This window comes from Pedococcus sp. P3_C7 (assembly GCF_056402615.1).
The window spans coordinates 165,745-180,521 of sequence record NZ_JBFUHC010000013.1 but is presented as its reverse complement, the minus strand read 5'-3'; the positions used below and the strand labels follow the sequence as shown (position 1 = coordinate 180,521).

14 protein-coding genes and 1 riboswitch are annotated in these 14,777 nt (G+C 70.2%); of the genes, 4 read left to right on the top strand and 10 right to left on the bottom strand.

What is annotated here, in order from left to right:
• Nucleotides 1-302 precede the first annotated feature (302 nt).
• From AC1DS4_RS18340 to AC1DS4_RS18330, 3 genes are read left to right on the top strand one after another with little or no spacing between them, the layout of a single operon-like run.
• Nucleotides 303-1,367, top strand: coding sequence for an AAA family ATPase (locus AC1DS4_RS18340; RefSeq protein WP_477613319.1), 1,065 nt, complete (start codon nt 303-305; stop codon nt 1,365-1,367).
• Between the two features lie 8 nt (nt 1,368-1,375).
• Nucleotides 1,376-2,638 (top strand): DUF58 domain-containing protein, encoded by a 1,263-nt coding sequence (locus AC1DS4_RS18335; RefSeq protein WP_477613320.1) that lies wholly within the window; start codon nt 1,376-1,378, stop codon nt 2,636-2,638.
• On the top strand, nt 2,635-5,013 hold the full coding sequence (locus AC1DS4_RS18330) for a transglutaminase TgpA family protein (RefSeq protein ID WP_477633347.1): 2,379 nt from the start codon (nt 2,635-2,637) through the stop codon (nt 5,011-5,013). The genes AC1DS4_RS18335 and AC1DS4_RS18330 overlap by 4 nt, the downstream gene beginning before the upstream one ends.
• Nucleotides 5,014-5,077: 64 nt before the next feature.
• Here the strand turns inward: AC1DS4_RS18330 and AC1DS4_RS18325 are convergent, their stop codons facing one another.
• The 10 genes from AC1DS4_RS18325 to AC1DS4_RS18280 all read right to left on the bottom strand — a co-directional run bounded on the left by AC1DS4_RS18325 (nt 5,078) and on the right by AC1DS4_RS18280 (nt 13,753).
• Nucleotides 5,078-5,842: an ABC transporter permease gene (locus tag AC1DS4_RS18325; protein ID WP_477623572.1), complete on the bottom strand. Its 765-nt coding sequence runs from the start codon at nt 5,840-5,842 to the stop codon at nt 5,078-5,080.
• A gap of 9 nt (nt 5,843-5,851) precedes the next feature.
• On the bottom strand, nt 5,852-6,610 hold the full coding sequence (locus AC1DS4_RS18320) for an ABC transporter ATP-binding protein (RefSeq protein ID WP_477623571.1): 759 nt from the start codon (nt 6,608-6,610) through the stop codon (nt 5,852-5,854).
• On the bottom strand, nt 6,607-6,990 hold the full coding sequence (locus AC1DS4_RS18315) for a DUF1048 domain-containing protein (RefSeq protein WP_477623570.1): 384 nt from the start codon (nt 6,988-6,990) through the stop codon (nt 6,607-6,609). Before AC1DS4_RS18315 ends, AC1DS4_RS18320 begins: the two co-directional genes overlap by 4 nt.
• A gap of 2 nt (nt 6,991-6,992) precedes the next feature.
• A complete protein-coding gene (locus AC1DS4_RS18310; protein WP_477613325.1) occupies nt 6,993-7,346 on the bottom strand; it encodes a PadR family transcriptional regulator in 354 nt (117 codons plus the stop codon).
• Nucleotides 7,347-7,490: 144 nt separating this feature from the next.
• Nucleotides 7,491-9,155: an RNA polymerase sigma factor gene (locus AC1DS4_RS18305; protein WP_477623556.1), complete on the bottom strand. Its 1,665-nt coding sequence runs from the start codon at nt 9,153-9,155 to the stop codon at nt 7,491-7,493.
• Nucleotides 9,156-9,403: 248 nt separating this feature from the next.
• Nucleotides 9,404-9,805, bottom strand: coding sequence for a universal stress protein (locus AC1DS4_RS18300; protein ID WP_477613327.1), 402 nt, complete (start codon nt 9,803-9,805; stop codon nt 9,404-9,406).
• 109 nt (nt 9,806-9,914) lie between these two features.
• Nucleotides 9,915-11,051: a homoserine O-acetyltransferase MetX gene (metX, locus tag AC1DS4_RS18295; protein ID WP_477623555.1), complete on the bottom strand. Its 1,137-nt coding sequence runs from the start codon at nt 11,049-11,051 to the stop codon at nt 9,915-9,917.
• Nucleotides 11,052-11,068: 17 nt separating this feature from the next.
• Nucleotides 11,069-11,179, bottom strand: a riboswitch (SAM riboswitch).
• A 93-nt stretch (nt 11,180-11,272) separates the two neighbouring features.
• Nucleotides 11,273-12,355 carry a DUF4192 domain-containing protein gene (locus AC1DS4_RS18290; RefSeq protein ID WP_477623554.1) on the bottom strand — a complete coding sequence of 361 codons (1,083 nt, stop codon included), beginning with the start codon at nt 12,353-12,355 and terminating at the stop codon, nt 11,273-11,275.
• 177 nt (nt 12,356-12,532) lie between these two features.
• The gene (locus AC1DS4_RS18285) at nt 12,533-12,904 is read right to left on the bottom strand and encodes a YkvA family protein (RefSeq protein ID WP_477613330.1); all 372 of its coding nucleotides are present in this window, start codon (nt 12,902-12,904) and stop codon (nt 12,533-12,535) included.
• Nucleotides 12,905-13,036: 132 nt separating this feature from the next.
• A complete protein-coding gene (locus AC1DS4_RS18280) occupies nt 13,037-13,753 on the bottom strand; it encodes an EcsC family protein (protein ID WP_477613331.1) in 717 nt (238 codons plus the stop codon).
• Nucleotides 13,754-13,837: 84 nt separating this feature from the next.
• Here AC1DS4_RS18280 and AC1DS4_RS18275 point away from each other — a divergent pair, with 84 nt between their 5' ends.
• Nucleotides 13,838-14,752: a sulfurtransferase gene (locus AC1DS4_RS18275; RefSeq protein WP_477613332.1), complete on the top strand. Its 915-nt coding sequence runs from the start codon at nt 13,838-13,840 to the stop codon at nt 14,750-14,752.
• Nucleotides 14,753-14,777 lie beyond the last annotated feature (25 nt).

The window sequence follows — 14,777 nt, the reverse complement described above, 5'->3', positions numbered from 1 at the left end:
CCTCACTTTCCCCACAATTTGCGAGGCAATCACGATATTTCTGCAGGTCAGGTCGGTGGTGGAAAGTGGTGCGGATCTGACAGCACTTCGGCGAATTGGCCCTCCCGGGCACCCCCGTGCACCCCCCGACCACCCGGACCACGGGGCAGCGTGAGCTCGGGGACACCGATCCGGCGGCTGCGCGGCGCCGAACGACCCCCTGCAGCCGCCACGAGAGGTCACGAGACGGCATACCCCCTTCTTTGGTGGTGCGATGTGGGGGAAGATCGATCGACCACCCGGAGGGGCGCAACGTGGCGGCCATGGGGACGACGGAAGGACAGCCGGTGCAAGGCAGGCACGAGGACCAGGCAAGGCCAACACCCGTGGGCACGACCAAGCCCGACACGTTGCTCTCGCTCCCCGCGGGGTCCCCCGCGTCACTGGGGCAGGTCACCGAGGTCGCCGGACGACTCGCCCGCGCCATCAACACGGTGATCGAGGGCAAGCCGGACGTCGTGCACACCGCCATCACCGTCCTGCTCGCCGAGGGACACCTGCTCCTCGAGGACGTCCCGGGCGTCGGCAAGACGATGCTCGCCAAGACGCTCGCGCGGTCGATCGACTGCTCGGTCCGACGGGTGCAGTTCACCCCCGACCTGCTGCCGAGCGACATCACCGGCGTGAGTGTGTTCAACCAGGACGTGCGCGACTTCGAGTTCCGTCCGGGCGCGATCTTCGCGAACGTCGTCGTGGGCGACGAGATCAACCGCGCCTCGCCCAAGACGCAGTCGGCCCTGCTGGAGTCGATGGAAGAGGGACAGGTCACGGTCGACGGCCAGACCTACGACCTCCCCAAGCCGTTCATCGTGATGGCCACCCAGAACCCCATCGAGATGGAGGGGACCTATCCGCTGCCCGAGGCCCAGCGCGACCGCTTCATGGCGCGCATCTCCCTCGGCTACCCCTCGGCGCGCGCCGAGGTGGCGATGCTCGACAGCCACGGACAGGTGTCTCCGCTGGAGACGCTCAGCCCGGTCACCGACGCCGCCACCGTCTCGGCCATGGTCCGGGCGGTCCGCTCGGTCTTCACCAGCGACGCCATCAAGCAGTACGTCGTCGACCTGTCAGCGGCCACCCGGTCCAGCTCGGCGCTGCGGCTGGGCGCCTCCCCGCGGGCCAGCCTGCACATGCTGCGTGCCGCCCGCGCCCACGCGGCACTGGAGGGCCGCGACCACGTGCTGCCCGACGACGTGCAGGCCATCGTGCTCCCGGTCCTCGCCCACCGCATCATCCCCACCGGCGAGACGCAGCTGGCCCGGCGCAGCACCGGTGAGGTGTTGCAGGACCTCATGCGCCGAGTGCCCGTCCCCGCTGCCGGTCGCTGAGGCGCGCCGTGCGTCGGGTTCGCGACCTGCTCACCACCCGAGGGCGAGCGTTCGTCGCCGCGGGAGTCACGTTGGTGCTGTGCGGAACTGGGCTCGGTTTCACCGACCTCACCCGCATCGGCGTGCTGCTCGTGGCGTTGCCCCTCCTGAGTGGGCTGCTCATGCGTCGCCACGACCTGCGGTTCGCCCTGGAGCGCACCGCCGTGCCGGGTCGGATCCAGGTCGACGAGCAGTCCCTGGTCACGCTCGGCATCGAGAACGCCGGGGGCGCCGCCAGTCCCCTGCTGATGGCCGAGGAGCAGCTGGACTACGCCCTCGGTGACCGGCCGCGGTTCGTCGTGCCGAGGCTGCGCCGTGGCGACCGCCAGGAGGTGCACTACTCGGTGCGATCGCACGTCCGGGGCCGCCACCGCCTCGGACCCCTCGGCGTCCGCCTGCGCGATCCCTTCGGCCTGAGCACCCGGGTTGCCGCGATCTCCGGATCCAGCGACATCCTCGTCCTGCCCAAGATCGTCCCGCTCGGAGGCGGCCAGCCCCCGGGCAGCGGAGTGGGCGCCGAGGGCGCGATCCCGCACATGGTCGCCCTCCACGGCGAGGACGACGTCTCCATCCGTTCCTACCGAGATGGCGACGACCTGCGCCGCATCCACTGGCCGGCGACGGCCAAGACGGGCGAGCTGATGGTCCGTCAGGAGGACCGCCCCGCGCGCCGGCGTGCAGCGATCGTGCTCGACTCCCGCGCCCGTGGCCACCACGGCTCGGGCACCTCGGGCTCGTTCGAGTGGGCCGTGACCGCGTGCGCCTCCGTGGCCGCCCACCTCCTCGACCAGGGGTATGCCGTGCACCTCATCAGCGACGAGACCGCCGAGGACAGCCGAGCGGCCACCGCGATGGAGGTCGACCCGCTCCTGGACGTGCTGGCCATGGCCGAGACCGGGTCGGACGACCAGTTCGCCGACGTGTTGCAGGCCGCCCACCCGGTGACGGCGCCCGGCGGACTCATCCTGGCGGTGGTGACCGACCTCGACGAGGAGCTGGCCCGCCGTGTTGCCTCACTGCGCCAGCCCGGCGGTACGGCCCTGGCCATCGTGCTGGACCCGGACGGGTTCACCACGACGCGGCGCAGCCGGGCAGGGACCGCCGACGAGCTCACCTGTGTACCAGTGCTGCGCGGCGCGGGGTGGGCCGTGGCTGTCGTGGGCGCCGGCGACGACCTCCCCTCCGTGTGGGGCGTCCTGTCCGGCACGACGAGCCGGGTGGGTGTGGCATGAGCCGCGGTCGCATTGCGGACTCCGTGATCGCCGGAGCCGCCTCCGCCGTGGTCGCCTGGCCGCTCACCACCTTGTTCACGCCCAACACGTGGATCCGCCCGATGCTGGCCATGGTCTTCGCGGTGGTCGTCATCGGGATCGTCTTCCGGATGGTCACCAGCTCCTGGGTCGCCATCGCCGCCGCCCAGCTCGCCGGGGTCGTCCTCGCCGCGGCCTGGGTCTTCGGCCGCGGCCACCTCTGGCACGGGCTGCCCACCCCTGACATGGTGCTGGCCTTCAACAACCTCCTCGTCGATGCTCGCGAGACGATCCAGAACTATGCCGCACCCGCCCCGACCAACCGCGGAATCACCTTGGCCATCGGCCTCGCGATCGGCGTCGTGGCCATGGTCGTCGACCACCTGGCCGTGATGCGTCGCTCCCCCGCGCTGGCCGGTCTTCCGCTGCTCACCGCCTACCTGATCTCCGCGTCCAACTCCGGCGACTCCCTGCACCCGATGTTCTTCGTCGCGGCGGGTGCCCTGTGGCTGCTCATGCTCGGACGCCAGGGCATCGCCTCGCTGCGACGGTGGAGCACCACCGTGCCGATGAGCACCACTGGCACGCGCAACTCCGACGACCGCGACGGCGCCTACGGGTATGCCGCGGTGGGCCGGACCCTGGCCGTCGCGGGCCTGGCGGCAGCCATCGTCGTCCCCGTGGTCATCCCCCACTTCCCGACGCGTTACCTCATCGACGGCCTGGGCCGGTCCAGCGGGGCAACCGGTTTCAGCGACGGTCAGATCGGCCTCAAGTCGACCCTCGACCTCACCAAGAGCCTCAGCAGCCCGTCCAAGGCACCGGTCCTGAGCTACACCACCAACGCCGCGATCCTGACGCCGCTGCGCGTCGGGGTGCTCGACACCTACATCGCCGACAACTGGCGACCTGACCCCGACGACATCGACTACGGCCGTCGCACCACCCTCGATCCGCCACCCGACCTGGCCCCCGAGGTCCCGCGGGAGACCTACCGCGTGTCCGTCGAGGACTCCCGGATCGAGGCGCCCCAGATCGCCGCGCCGACGCCGCTGGTGTCCGCCGACCTCGGCCGCGCGACCTGGGGCCTGGACCGCAACACCTCGGTCGCCACGGTCACCCGGGCCGTGCGGTCCTACAGCTTCTCCTACCTCGCACTGAACCCGACGCAGGAGTCGCTGGCCCAGAGCCGGCAAGGGGCCAGCGGCAGCTTCCTGCGGGACGACCTGCAGGTCGACCCGGCCTCGCAGGAGATCGTCAGCCAGCTCGTCAGCGACATCGTCCCGCAGAACGCCTCACGCATCGAGGCCGCGCGCGCGATCCAGAAGTACCTCCGAGCTGACGGGGGCTTCAGCTACTCCCTCAAGCTGCCGACCACGGTCAAGGACGCGTCCGGCCAGGAGGTGCGGCCCGATGCCATCACCCTCTTCCTGCGGTCGAAGGTCGGCTACTGCGTGCAGTTCGCCACGGCCATGGTCATGATGGCCCGCGAAGCCGGGATCCCGGCCCGCATGGCGATCGGGTTCCTGCCGGGCACCGCCGACCGCGGCACCTACACGGTGCGCTCGTCCGACGCGCACGCCTGGCCCGAGCTCTTCTTCGACCGTATCGGCTGGCTGCGGTTCGAACCGACCCCCTCGGGGACGCAGAACACCGTCGCCCCGTCCTACTCGCTCGCCCCCACGACCCCCGGCAGCGGCAACCCCGCCACCAACACCGCCACGGGTGGTGCCACCGGGAGCCCCACCCGCCCCGGCGACCGCAACGACCCGGGTGCCACGGACCCGGCCAACACCAACGGCAGCGGCTCCGACTTCGGCGGCTGGTTCGGATCGCGCACCCGGACCACCGCGCTGTGGATCGTGCTCGGACTGCTCGGCGGGGTCCTCGGGTCGCTCGCCGTGCCACTCGCCGCCCGTGGTCGGCTGCGCCGCCGGCTGCGGCACGCGCCCGACGAGTCGACGCGCGTCGAGATCGAGTGGCAGGCCATGATCGAACGGATCGGTGACCTCGGCGTGATCCCTCCACGGGGCAGCACCCCGCGTCAGGCCGGCCGCTTCTACCAGCGCGAGGCCTACCTCGAGGGGGAGCAGACGGAGGCACTCAACCGGGTGGTCACCGGCGTGGAACGCTCGCGCTACGCCCCTCCCGGGGCGACCATCTCCGACATCCGTGCCGACACCCACACCGTGGTCAAGGCAGTCTCCGGTGTGCGCAGACGCAAGGACCGGCTCCGCGCTGCCTGGTGGCCCACCGACGGCCTGATCGAGTGGCGCGAGCGCCGTGCCGCCGTAGGACGCCTCCTACGCCGACCCGTGGATCGCATCCAGGACTGGCGCGCCGAACGTCGGGGCTAGGCGAACGTCCGGGCTGGGCGAACGTCCCGGCCAGGGCGAACGAGAGGACTGACGACGTCAGGACTCACCCGGCGATCTTGCGGCGGTAGGTGAGCATGGCGAACGTGTAGGCGACCACGAGGATGGCGACGCACCAGGCGAGGGCGACCCACAGGTCGGTGCCCACCTGCTGCTGGGCGAACAGGTCCCGGATGGCGTTGACGATGGAGGTCACCGGCTGGTGCTCGGCGAAGGCGCGCACCGGGCCGGGCATGGTGTCGGTGGGCACGAACGCCGAGCTGATGAACGGCAGGAAGATGAGCGGGTAGGAGAACGCACTCGCCCCGTCCGCGGAGGTCGCGGAGAGGCCGGGGATGACGGCGATCCAGGTCAGCGCCAGGGTGAAGAGCACCAGGATCCCGGCGACCCCGAGCCACGCCAGCACGCTCGCCCCCGAGCGGAAGCCCATCAGGAGCGCGACGAGCACGACCACCACCACCGAGACCAGGTTGGCGACCAGCGAGGTCAGCACGTGCGCCCACAGCACGGACGACCGCGCGATCGGCATGGACTGGAACCGTTCGAAGATGCCGCCGGACATGTCGAGGAAGAGCCGGAACGCGGTGTAGGCGATCCCCGAGGCGATGGTGATGAGCAGGATGCCAGGCAGCAGGTAGTTCACGTAGGAGTCAGACCCTGACGCGATCGCGCCACCGAACACGTAGACGAACAGCAGCATGAAGGCGATCGGCATGACCGTGGTGGTGATGATGGTGTCCAGGCTGCGCGTGATGTGGCGCAGGGACCGGCCCAGCAGGACGGTCGTGTCGCCGAAGAAGTGCGTGGTCATCGGTGCTCCTCAGGAGTTCGTGCCGACGAGGGCGAAGAAGACGTCCTCGAGGGTGGGTTGCTTCTCGACGTACTCGACCGTGGCCGGCGGCAGCAGCTGCTTGAGCTCGGCGAGGGTGCCGTTCACGATGATCCGGCCCTCGTGGAGGATCGCGATCCGGTCGGCGAGCTGTTCGGCCTCGTCGAGGTACTGCGTCGTGAGCAGCACCGTCGTGCCGTGCGCGGCGAGCTCCTTGACGGCCTGCCAGACCTCGATGCGCGCCTGGGGGTCGAGCCCGGTCGTCGGCTCGTCCAGGAAGACGACCGGCGGACTCCCGATGAGGCTCATGGCGAGGTCGAGGCGGCGGCGCATGCCGCCCGAGTACGTCGACACCCTCCGACTCGCCGCGTCGGTCAGTGCGAACCGTTCGAGCAGCCTGGCTGCGACCACGCCGGGGTCCTCGAGGTGCCGCAGCCGTGCTACGAGGACGAGGTTCTCCCGTCCGGTGAGGATCTCGTCGACGGCGGCGAACTGTCCGGTCAGGCTGATGGACTCACGCACCCGGGCCGGGTGGGTGCCCACGTCTTGGCCGTCGATGACAGCCGTCCCCGCGTCGGCCTTGAGCAGCGTGGCGAGGATGCGCACGACCGTGGTCTTGCCCGCCCCGTTCGCCCCGAGCAGGGCGAAGATGGTTCCCGCCTCCACCTCGAAGTCGACACCTCGGAGCACCTCCAGGTCCTGGTACGACTTCTCGAGGCCCCGCACCTGGATGGCAGCATCGGTCGTCATCGGTCCTCACCTTCCTGGGCGTCGCTTTCCTGGGCGTCGTCGATCGCCTTGGTGAGGCGGGCGCGCTCCTTGTCGATCCACCGGGTGCCGGTGTAGGCCTGCGCGAACGCCTCGGCGAAGTCGACGGGGTCCTCGCCCACGATGGCCCGCACAGGGGTTCCGTCGGCAGCCGCCCGGTCCCAGAGGTCCGCGAGGTCTCCCAGCATCGTGACGGCGATGGTGCCGTCCGTGATGCCCCCGTAGTACATGAGGTACCGCTGCACGGCCTTTGCTGCAGCGCCGTACGGTTCCGGCAACGCGTCGATGCGGGCCTTGTACGCCCGGTACTGCTTCTTCTGCTCCCACGAGCCGGTGACGGTCTCGATCCACTTGGCGGCCATGCCTACTTATCTCCTTCGTCCGGGCTCTGGGCGTTCTCACTGCGGAGCTGGTTGAGACGTTCGGTGAGGAAGCTCCAGGTCCTCCAGAACTCTTCGAGGTGCTCGCGCCCCTGCGCGTTGAGCGAGTACACCTTGCGCGGCGGGCCCTTCTCGGATGGGACCTTCTCCACGTCGACCAGGCCGCGCTGCTCGATCCTGACCAGCAGCGCGTAGACGGTGCCCTCGGCGATGTCGGAGAAGCCCTGGTCGCGCAGCCAGGCGGTGATCTCGTAGCCGTACGCCCGCCGAGCGAGCAGGATGGCCAGGACGATCCCCTCCAGCGTCCCCTTGAGCATCTCGGTCTCCTGCTTGCCCATGGAACCTCCCGTCGCTACTCAGTGTTAATGACTACCGGTAGATAGTAACACTGAGTAGCGGGGCCAGCGCAAGCCCCGACGACAGGCGGGAACGACGAACGCCCCCCGAGTCTCGGGGGGCGTTCGTGTGGAGAGGTATGCCGGTCAGTCCAGGTAGTCGCGCAGCACCTGGGACCGGCTCGGGTGGCGCAGCTTGCTCATCGTCTTGGACTCGATCTGACGGATCCGCTCACGGGTCACGCCGTAGACCTTGCCGATCTCGTCGAGCGTCTTCGGCTGGCCGTCGGTGAGCCCGAAGCGCATCGAGACCACACCGGCCTCCCGCTCGGACAGGGTGTCGAGCACCGAGTGGAGCTGCTCCTGCAGCAGCGTGAAGCTGACCGCGTCGGCCGGGACGACGGCCTCGGAGTCCTCGATGAGGTCACCGAACTCGCTGTCACCGTCCTCACCGAGAGGGGTGTGCAGGGAGATGGGCTCGCGACCGTACTTCTGGACCTCGACGACCTTCTCCGGGGTCATGTCGAGCTCCTTGGCGAGCTCCTCCGGGGTGGGCTCGCGCCCGAGGTCCTGGAGCATCTGGCGCTGCACGCGGGCCAGCTTGTTGATGACCTCGACCATGTGGACCGGGATGCGGATGGTGCGGGCCTGGTCAGCCATGGCGCGGGTGATCGCCTGGCGGATCCACCACGTCGCGTAGGTCGAGAACTTGTAGCCCTTGGTGTAGTCGAACTTCTCCACCGCACGGATCAGGCCGAGGTTGCCTTCCTGGATCAGGTCCAGGAAGAGCATGCCGCGACCGGTGTAGCGCTTGGCGAGCGACACCACGAGGCGCAGGTTGGCCTCGAGCAGGTGGTTCTTGGCCTTCTTGCCGTCCTGGGCGATCCACCACAGCTCACGCTTGAGCTTCATCTCGATCTTGTCGCCCGAGTTGAGCCGCTCCTCGGCGAACAGCCCGGCCTCGATGCGCTTGGCGAGCTCGACCTCCTGCTCGGCGTTGAGCAGGGCGACCTTGCCGATCTGCTTGAGGTAGTCCTTCACCGGGTCGGCGGTGGCACCGGCGGTGACGACCTGCTGGACAGGAGCGTCGTCCTCGTCGTCATCGCGCAGGACGAAGCCGGAACCCTCGTCCTCGTCGTCCTTCTTCTCGTCCTCGGTGTCGTCCTCGACGACGACGTCCTCGAGCTCGGACTCGACCACGTCGGTGGGCTCTGCCGGCACCGCCTCGTCGTCGCCGTTGCCGGCCGCGTCAGCCGCCGTGGCAGTGGCGTCCGTGGCCTCGGTCTTGGCTGCCGACTTCGTGGTCGCGGCCTTCTTCGTGGCCGGAGCTGCCTCGCCCGCGGCTGCGGCGGCGGCCTTCTTCGTCGTGGTCGCCTTCGCCGGCGCCGTCTTGCTGGTCGCAGTCTTGGCGGTCGCAGTCTTGACGGGGGTGGCCTTCGCCGACTCGGCCTTCGGCGACGCAGCCTTGGCCGTCGACTTGGCGGCAGGTGCGGCAGTCTTGACTGCCGTCTTGGCGGCCGCCTTCTTGGCCGGCGCGGTCGTCGTCTTCTTGCGGGTGCTCGTCGCAGCCACCGCGCGTGAGGCGGTGGCCGAGTCGAGGGTCACGTGGATGCCCTGCTCGTCCAGGGAACGCAGCACAGCCTTCATCCGCTTGGGTGCGATCTCGGCCCCCTCCAGGGCATCACGCAACTGACCACTGTCGACCGAGCCGTTGGTGCGGCCCTGCTTGAGCAGCTTCTGCAGTGCGGGGTGGGAGAACTCGGGGGGAAGAGACGGTGCGGGGCTCGCAGCCTTCTTGGACACAGGCGACACGGACTACCTTTCGTCGCGGACTCGCGGCACGGCGCACGTCATCACAGCCATGCTTGAGGATGTCTGTGACAACAACAGCGGGAGTGGAAGTATTGCCGAGATCGGCTGGGCTGGACCCTGACGAGATCTCGTTGACGACATTGTAAAACGAGTTGCCCGCAGATCACGCATCGGCACACTGCCGACACCGCGCGATGTCTCGCTGGACAGCCATGGAGAGCCGTGCCGGACCGGTGCAGACAGTCGCCTCAGGCGTCGGCCTTGACGGCCAGGACGGGGCACGACGCGTCGAGCAGGATGCGCTGGGCGTTCGAGCCCAGGATGAGCTTGCCGACGGGGGTGCGACGACGCAGGCCGATGACGATGAACTCCGCGTGCTCCTCCTCGGCCACCGCGATCAGGTCCTCGGCCGGCTCGTTGCCCCGGACGAGCTGACGCACCTCGTGCTCCAGCCCCTCCTCGTCGAGCTCGCCCTGGATGCGGGAGAGGTCGGCATCGAAACGGTTCGCCTCCTCACTGTCGAAGTCTCGGCCACCGCGCTGGGAGTTGATGACGATCAGCTTGGACTTGCGTAGCAGCGCCTCGTCCGCGGCCCGGCGCAGAGCCGCCCGCCCTTCCTTCGTCGGCACATATCCCACAACGATGGCCACAGGGACCTCCTACGTTCAGTTGACCGAGTAGCGGTGCGACCGGGTGGTGGACCCGGGGCACACCAGGCGACGGCAGCCGCTGGGCCCGACCGTACCGGAAATCCCCCCGTCAGGCAGGGCCTGCGAGAACCCGGGCCACGATCTGCCCGACCTGCTCGATCTCGATGAGGAACCCGTCGTGGCCGTAGTCGGAGTGCACGGTGTGCAGCTGGGCCGCCGGGACGGCGTCGGCGATCTCTCGGGACAGCCGCGGCGGGTAGAGCCGGTCCGAGTCGACGGCGACCACCGCCACCTGAGCGGAGATCCTGGCGAGCGCCGCGGCGACCCCCCCACGGCCTCGTCCGACGTCGTGGGAGTTCATCGCCTCGGTGAGGACGACGTAGGAGTTGGCATCGAATCGTCCGGCCAGCTTGCCGGCGTGGTGGTCGAGGTAGGACTCGACGGCATAGCGGCCGTGACCGCCCAACGGGTCCTCCGCCTCCTGCGGCTCGCGACCGAAGCGCTCGTGCAGCTCGAGCTCGCTGCGATAGGTGACGTGCGCGATCCGCCGCGCGATCCCGAGCCCGGTCTCGGGACCGGGGCCGCGCTCGTAGTAGTCGCCGCCGTGGAAGTCGCCGTCCGCGCGGATCGCCAACAGCTGCGCCTGACACCAGCCGATCTGCTCCGCCGTGGCGTATGCCGTGCTGGCCAGCACGATGGCCGTCGCGACCCGTTCGGGGTGGGTCACCGCCCACTCGAGGACCCGCATCCCGCCCATCGAGCCACCCAGGATGGCGTGCCAGCGGTCGATGCCGAGGACGTCGGCGAGCAGGGCCTCGGTCTGCACCTGGTCACGCACGGTGACGAAGGGGAAGCGGCTCCCCCACGGGGCACCGTCGATGGCCGGCGAGGACGGGCCGGTGCTCCCCTGGCAGCCGCCCAGGACGTTGGCGGCAACGACGAAGTAGCGGTCGGTGTCGAGCGGCCGACCGGGGCCGATCAGCCCGTCCCACCAGCCCGGCGTCGGGTGACCAGGGCCGGTCGGGCCCTCGACGTGGCTGTCACCGGTGAGGGCGTGCTCGACGAGAATGGCGTTGTCACCGGCGGCGCTGAGCTCACCCCAGGTCTCGTAGGCCACCCGCACCCCGGGAAGGACGCCACCGCGCTCGAGCTCGATCGCGCCGAGGTCGACGAACTGGCGTCGACCGACCGGGTCACCGTCGCGCCAGGCACCTGACGTCGCTCGTGGTGGGGAGGTCGTGGTCATCGAAACTGCTCCTGTGGCGCTCGCGCTTGCCGCCCAGGTCAGGGTCGGCCGGGTCTTCACCCGGGGCACCCCACCGCGAGGAGGGTTGCCGCCCAGCAAGCCGGGGCTTGGTGCTGGGACTCATGACCTGGCGACCATCATACGAGGAGGCCGTCGGCGTGTCCGCGGCGTCCGCACGATGGACGCGTCGCCGCCGACCGTGACGCGCGCGAGGACTTGGGTCAGCCCGACCGCAGCTCGGCTGCGCGCTGCGCGCCGTGGCTGCCGGGACGCACGCCGAGGTCGAGCATGCGCTCGAGCAGCTGCGCCAGCCGGTAGTCGGGGCGCGCCCGGAGCGCCCGGTCCACGCAGGTCCGGGCCAACGCGCCGTCGCCCTGCCACCAGGCACAGTTGGCGAGCACGGTGAGCGCCGGAGCCGCGTGGTCGTCGGGGACCGACCTGACCAGGGACTGCAACCTCGCCAGAAGACGGCGACCGGCCCCGGCCGACGGCCCTGCCCCCGGGCTGCGGTGCCAGGTGGGAGCCGGCAGCGTGCAGCGCAAGGCGTCGACGAGGTCCGGCGACAGGGAGTCCAGGGGCAGGGCACCAGGGCACAGCCAGGCCACGAGTCCGTCGCGCAGCGCGAGGTCCTCCAGGCTGCGCACGAGCAGGCAGACCTCGGCGGGCCCGAGCTCTGCGACCTCGGGCGCGTCACCGGTCACGTCGCAGACCACCGACCAGCGCGACAGCGCCTCGAGCCGACGGGCAGCATCGAGGCGTTCCGACTCGGGCTCCGAGCCGCTACCCAGCTCTGCTGCCACCGCCTCGGCGAGGACCGGGTCCGCGGCGACGAGGTCGGCGATCGCGGACCTACCCGGGAGGGGCGCGATCTCGAGCCCGACGTACTCGGCCACGGCGGGGGTGTCGGCCGCCTCCGGGACCGGCGCGCCCTCGGCCGGACAGCATCCGTCGGCGCAGTCGATGGCGAACCAGCGCCCGTCGCGGACGACAAGTCGGTCCAGGACCTCGAGGTCGGCCTCGGTCGCCAGGCGACGCACGGCGTCAAGACCGGGCCTGCTCGAGCCCGCCGCCGTCTCGTAGCCGACGAGCATGACCGCCTCGGGCCGGTCCTGCAGCAGCGGAGCCACGAGGACGCGGCCGACCTGCTCCGCGTCCTGGGGTGGTGGCAGGTCGATCCGCTCGATCAACCCGACGCTGCGACCGTGGAGGGCGACCAGCACGATCGAGTCCTGGGGGTGGTAGCCGAGCTGGTAGGGCAGCACGGCGACGACATCGGCCGGGCCGCGCAGTCTGATCTGGCTCATGGGCCAACGCTGGCGTCCCGGGGGCCATCGCGTCAGGGGCCGGAGCCAGCCCTGTGGACAGGCGCACCAACGCCGACGGGGTGGGGCTGCTCCGCGCCGCCACGGCGCGACAACGGCGTCCTCACACCCCGCCATGCCCTCGACAAAACCCGACCGAGCGAGTGAGACGTGCTGGAGTCAGCGGACGACGTCGCCCTCCACGGTCTCGTGCGCCCTCGCCGGCGTGGTGCGCTCCCAGGCCAGGAACGACTCGGTCTCGTTGACGACGGTCGCAGCGATCCACGACACCACCACCGCGTCGTCGGCGAGGCCGAAGACGGACAGAGCCAGCTCGGGGATCAGGTCGATGGGCGACACGACGTAGGCCACCGCGCCGAGAACCATCAGGAGCCGACCGCGGGTGGTCCCGGCATACTCGCCGCGAAAGGTGGCCCGGAACAGCCGGGGCAGGCTCATCAGGCGTTCACCCAGCGCGGGCGATCCCGGACGGGTCGCGGTGCGGACTGCGGTGGCGATGGTGCGCAGGGCACCGAAGCGGGTCATGGCCATGGTCAGACTCCCGTTGTTCGAGGGCGCAGGCTCCGGGTACCACGATGGCCCGGACACGGTTCAAACGACCTGGGTGCCCCGGTGATTCCCGGCGCCTCCCCCAGCCTGCGTCCAACCGGCGCAGCACGCCACTCAGAAGCCAGTGGCCCTGGGCGGGAACTCGTGACGCGCGTGGTCGGCGATCTTCTTGAGCAGGTAGCTGTCGAGGCCCGCGCCGACGACACCGCCGATGACGGGCACGCCCTTGCCGAACCGGCTCAGCGTCTTCTTCCCAGCGGTCGACAGCAGCCGGAAGCCGACCGCCTTGTTGACCACCATCAACGCAGGCCCGGGCAGCCGCTGGGCCGCGAGGTTGGCGAGTCGGCCGGTCGAGGCCACGCCTGCCTTCTTGAGCAGGTCGTCCGCGTCGGCTCCCACGAGGGTGAGCAGTACCGCCGACCGGATCTCGGGTCGCTTGATGTCGTAGCCGCGCAGGGACGCGATCGCGGCCACCATCCGGGTCGCCACGACGTAGAACTCGACGACGTTGGCGGGAAGCGCCACGGGCAGCGTGACGAACCCACCGAGTCCGGTGACGAAACCACCGGCGGCCGCGAGCCTGAGGTGACCTCGGACCACGGCGTCGACGGCCTCCTCGGCTCCGGGCTTCTCGGCCCGCCGGACGTCGGCGACCTTCTGCGCCGAGTCGAACGGACCCTTGCCGTCGATGCCGACGTCGAGCAGGCTCTCGATCAGGCCGGTCACGGCTCCGGAGAACATCCCCGAGTCCTCGCGGGGGGCCCTCGCCTGTTCGAGCGCCGAGGTCGGCTTCGCCTGCGCCTCGTCCTTGCCCATTCCGAGAAAGCCCACGTCAGCACCCCTCCGGGTTTGGTTTCGGTCGGTCGCCGCCATCCTGCCATGTGGCCCCGTGACCAGCGGGATTAGCCTTGGGACATGGTCGACACCGCTGACTCCCCCTCCGCCACCTTCACCCAGTACGCCCACCCCGAAAGGCTCGTCAGCACGCAGTGGCTGGCCGACCAGATCGAGGCCGGCGCCGTCGGCGGGCCCGACGGCATCGTCGTCCTGGAGTCCGACGAGGACGTGCTGCTCTACGACACGGGCCACATCCCGGGCTCGCTCAAGCTGGACTGGCACCAGGACCTCAACGACCCGGTGGTGCGCGACTACGTCGATGCCGAGCAGTTCGCTGCGGTCATGTCGGCCCGCGGTGTCGGCCGAGACACCACGGTCGTGATCTACGGCGACAAGAACAACTGGTGGGCCGCCTACGCGCTGTGGGTGATGAGCCTGTTCGGACACGAGGACGTGCGGCTGCTCGACGGCGGCCGCGCCAAGTGGGTGGCCGAGGGTCGCGAGCTGACCCGCGAGGTCCCGGCCGTGGGCAGCCTCGCCGGCGACGCGGCATACCCAGTGGTGGAGCGCGACGACGCGCCGATCCGCGCGTTCAAGGAGGACGTGCTCGCCCACCTCGGTGGGCCGCTGGTCGACGTGCGCTCCCCCGGCGAGTTCAGCGGCGAGCTGCTGCACATGCCGGACTACCCCCAGGAGGGCGCCATGCGCGGAGGACACATCCCCGGCGCCAAGTCGGTGCCGTGGGCGCGAGCGGCCAACGAGGACGGCACCTTCAAGTCGCGCGAGGACCTCGAGGCGATCTACCTCCAGGAACAGGGACTGTCGCCCAGCGATGCCACGATCGCCTACTGCCGCATCGGCGAGCGGTCGTCGCACACGTGGTTCGTCCTCACCCACCTGCTGGGTTTCGACGCCGTCCGCAACTACGACGGCTCGTGGACCGAGTGGGGCAACTCCGTCCGAGTGCCGGTCGAACAGGGTGCGTCGCAGTGACCAGTGCCGTGAGTGGCACAGCGTC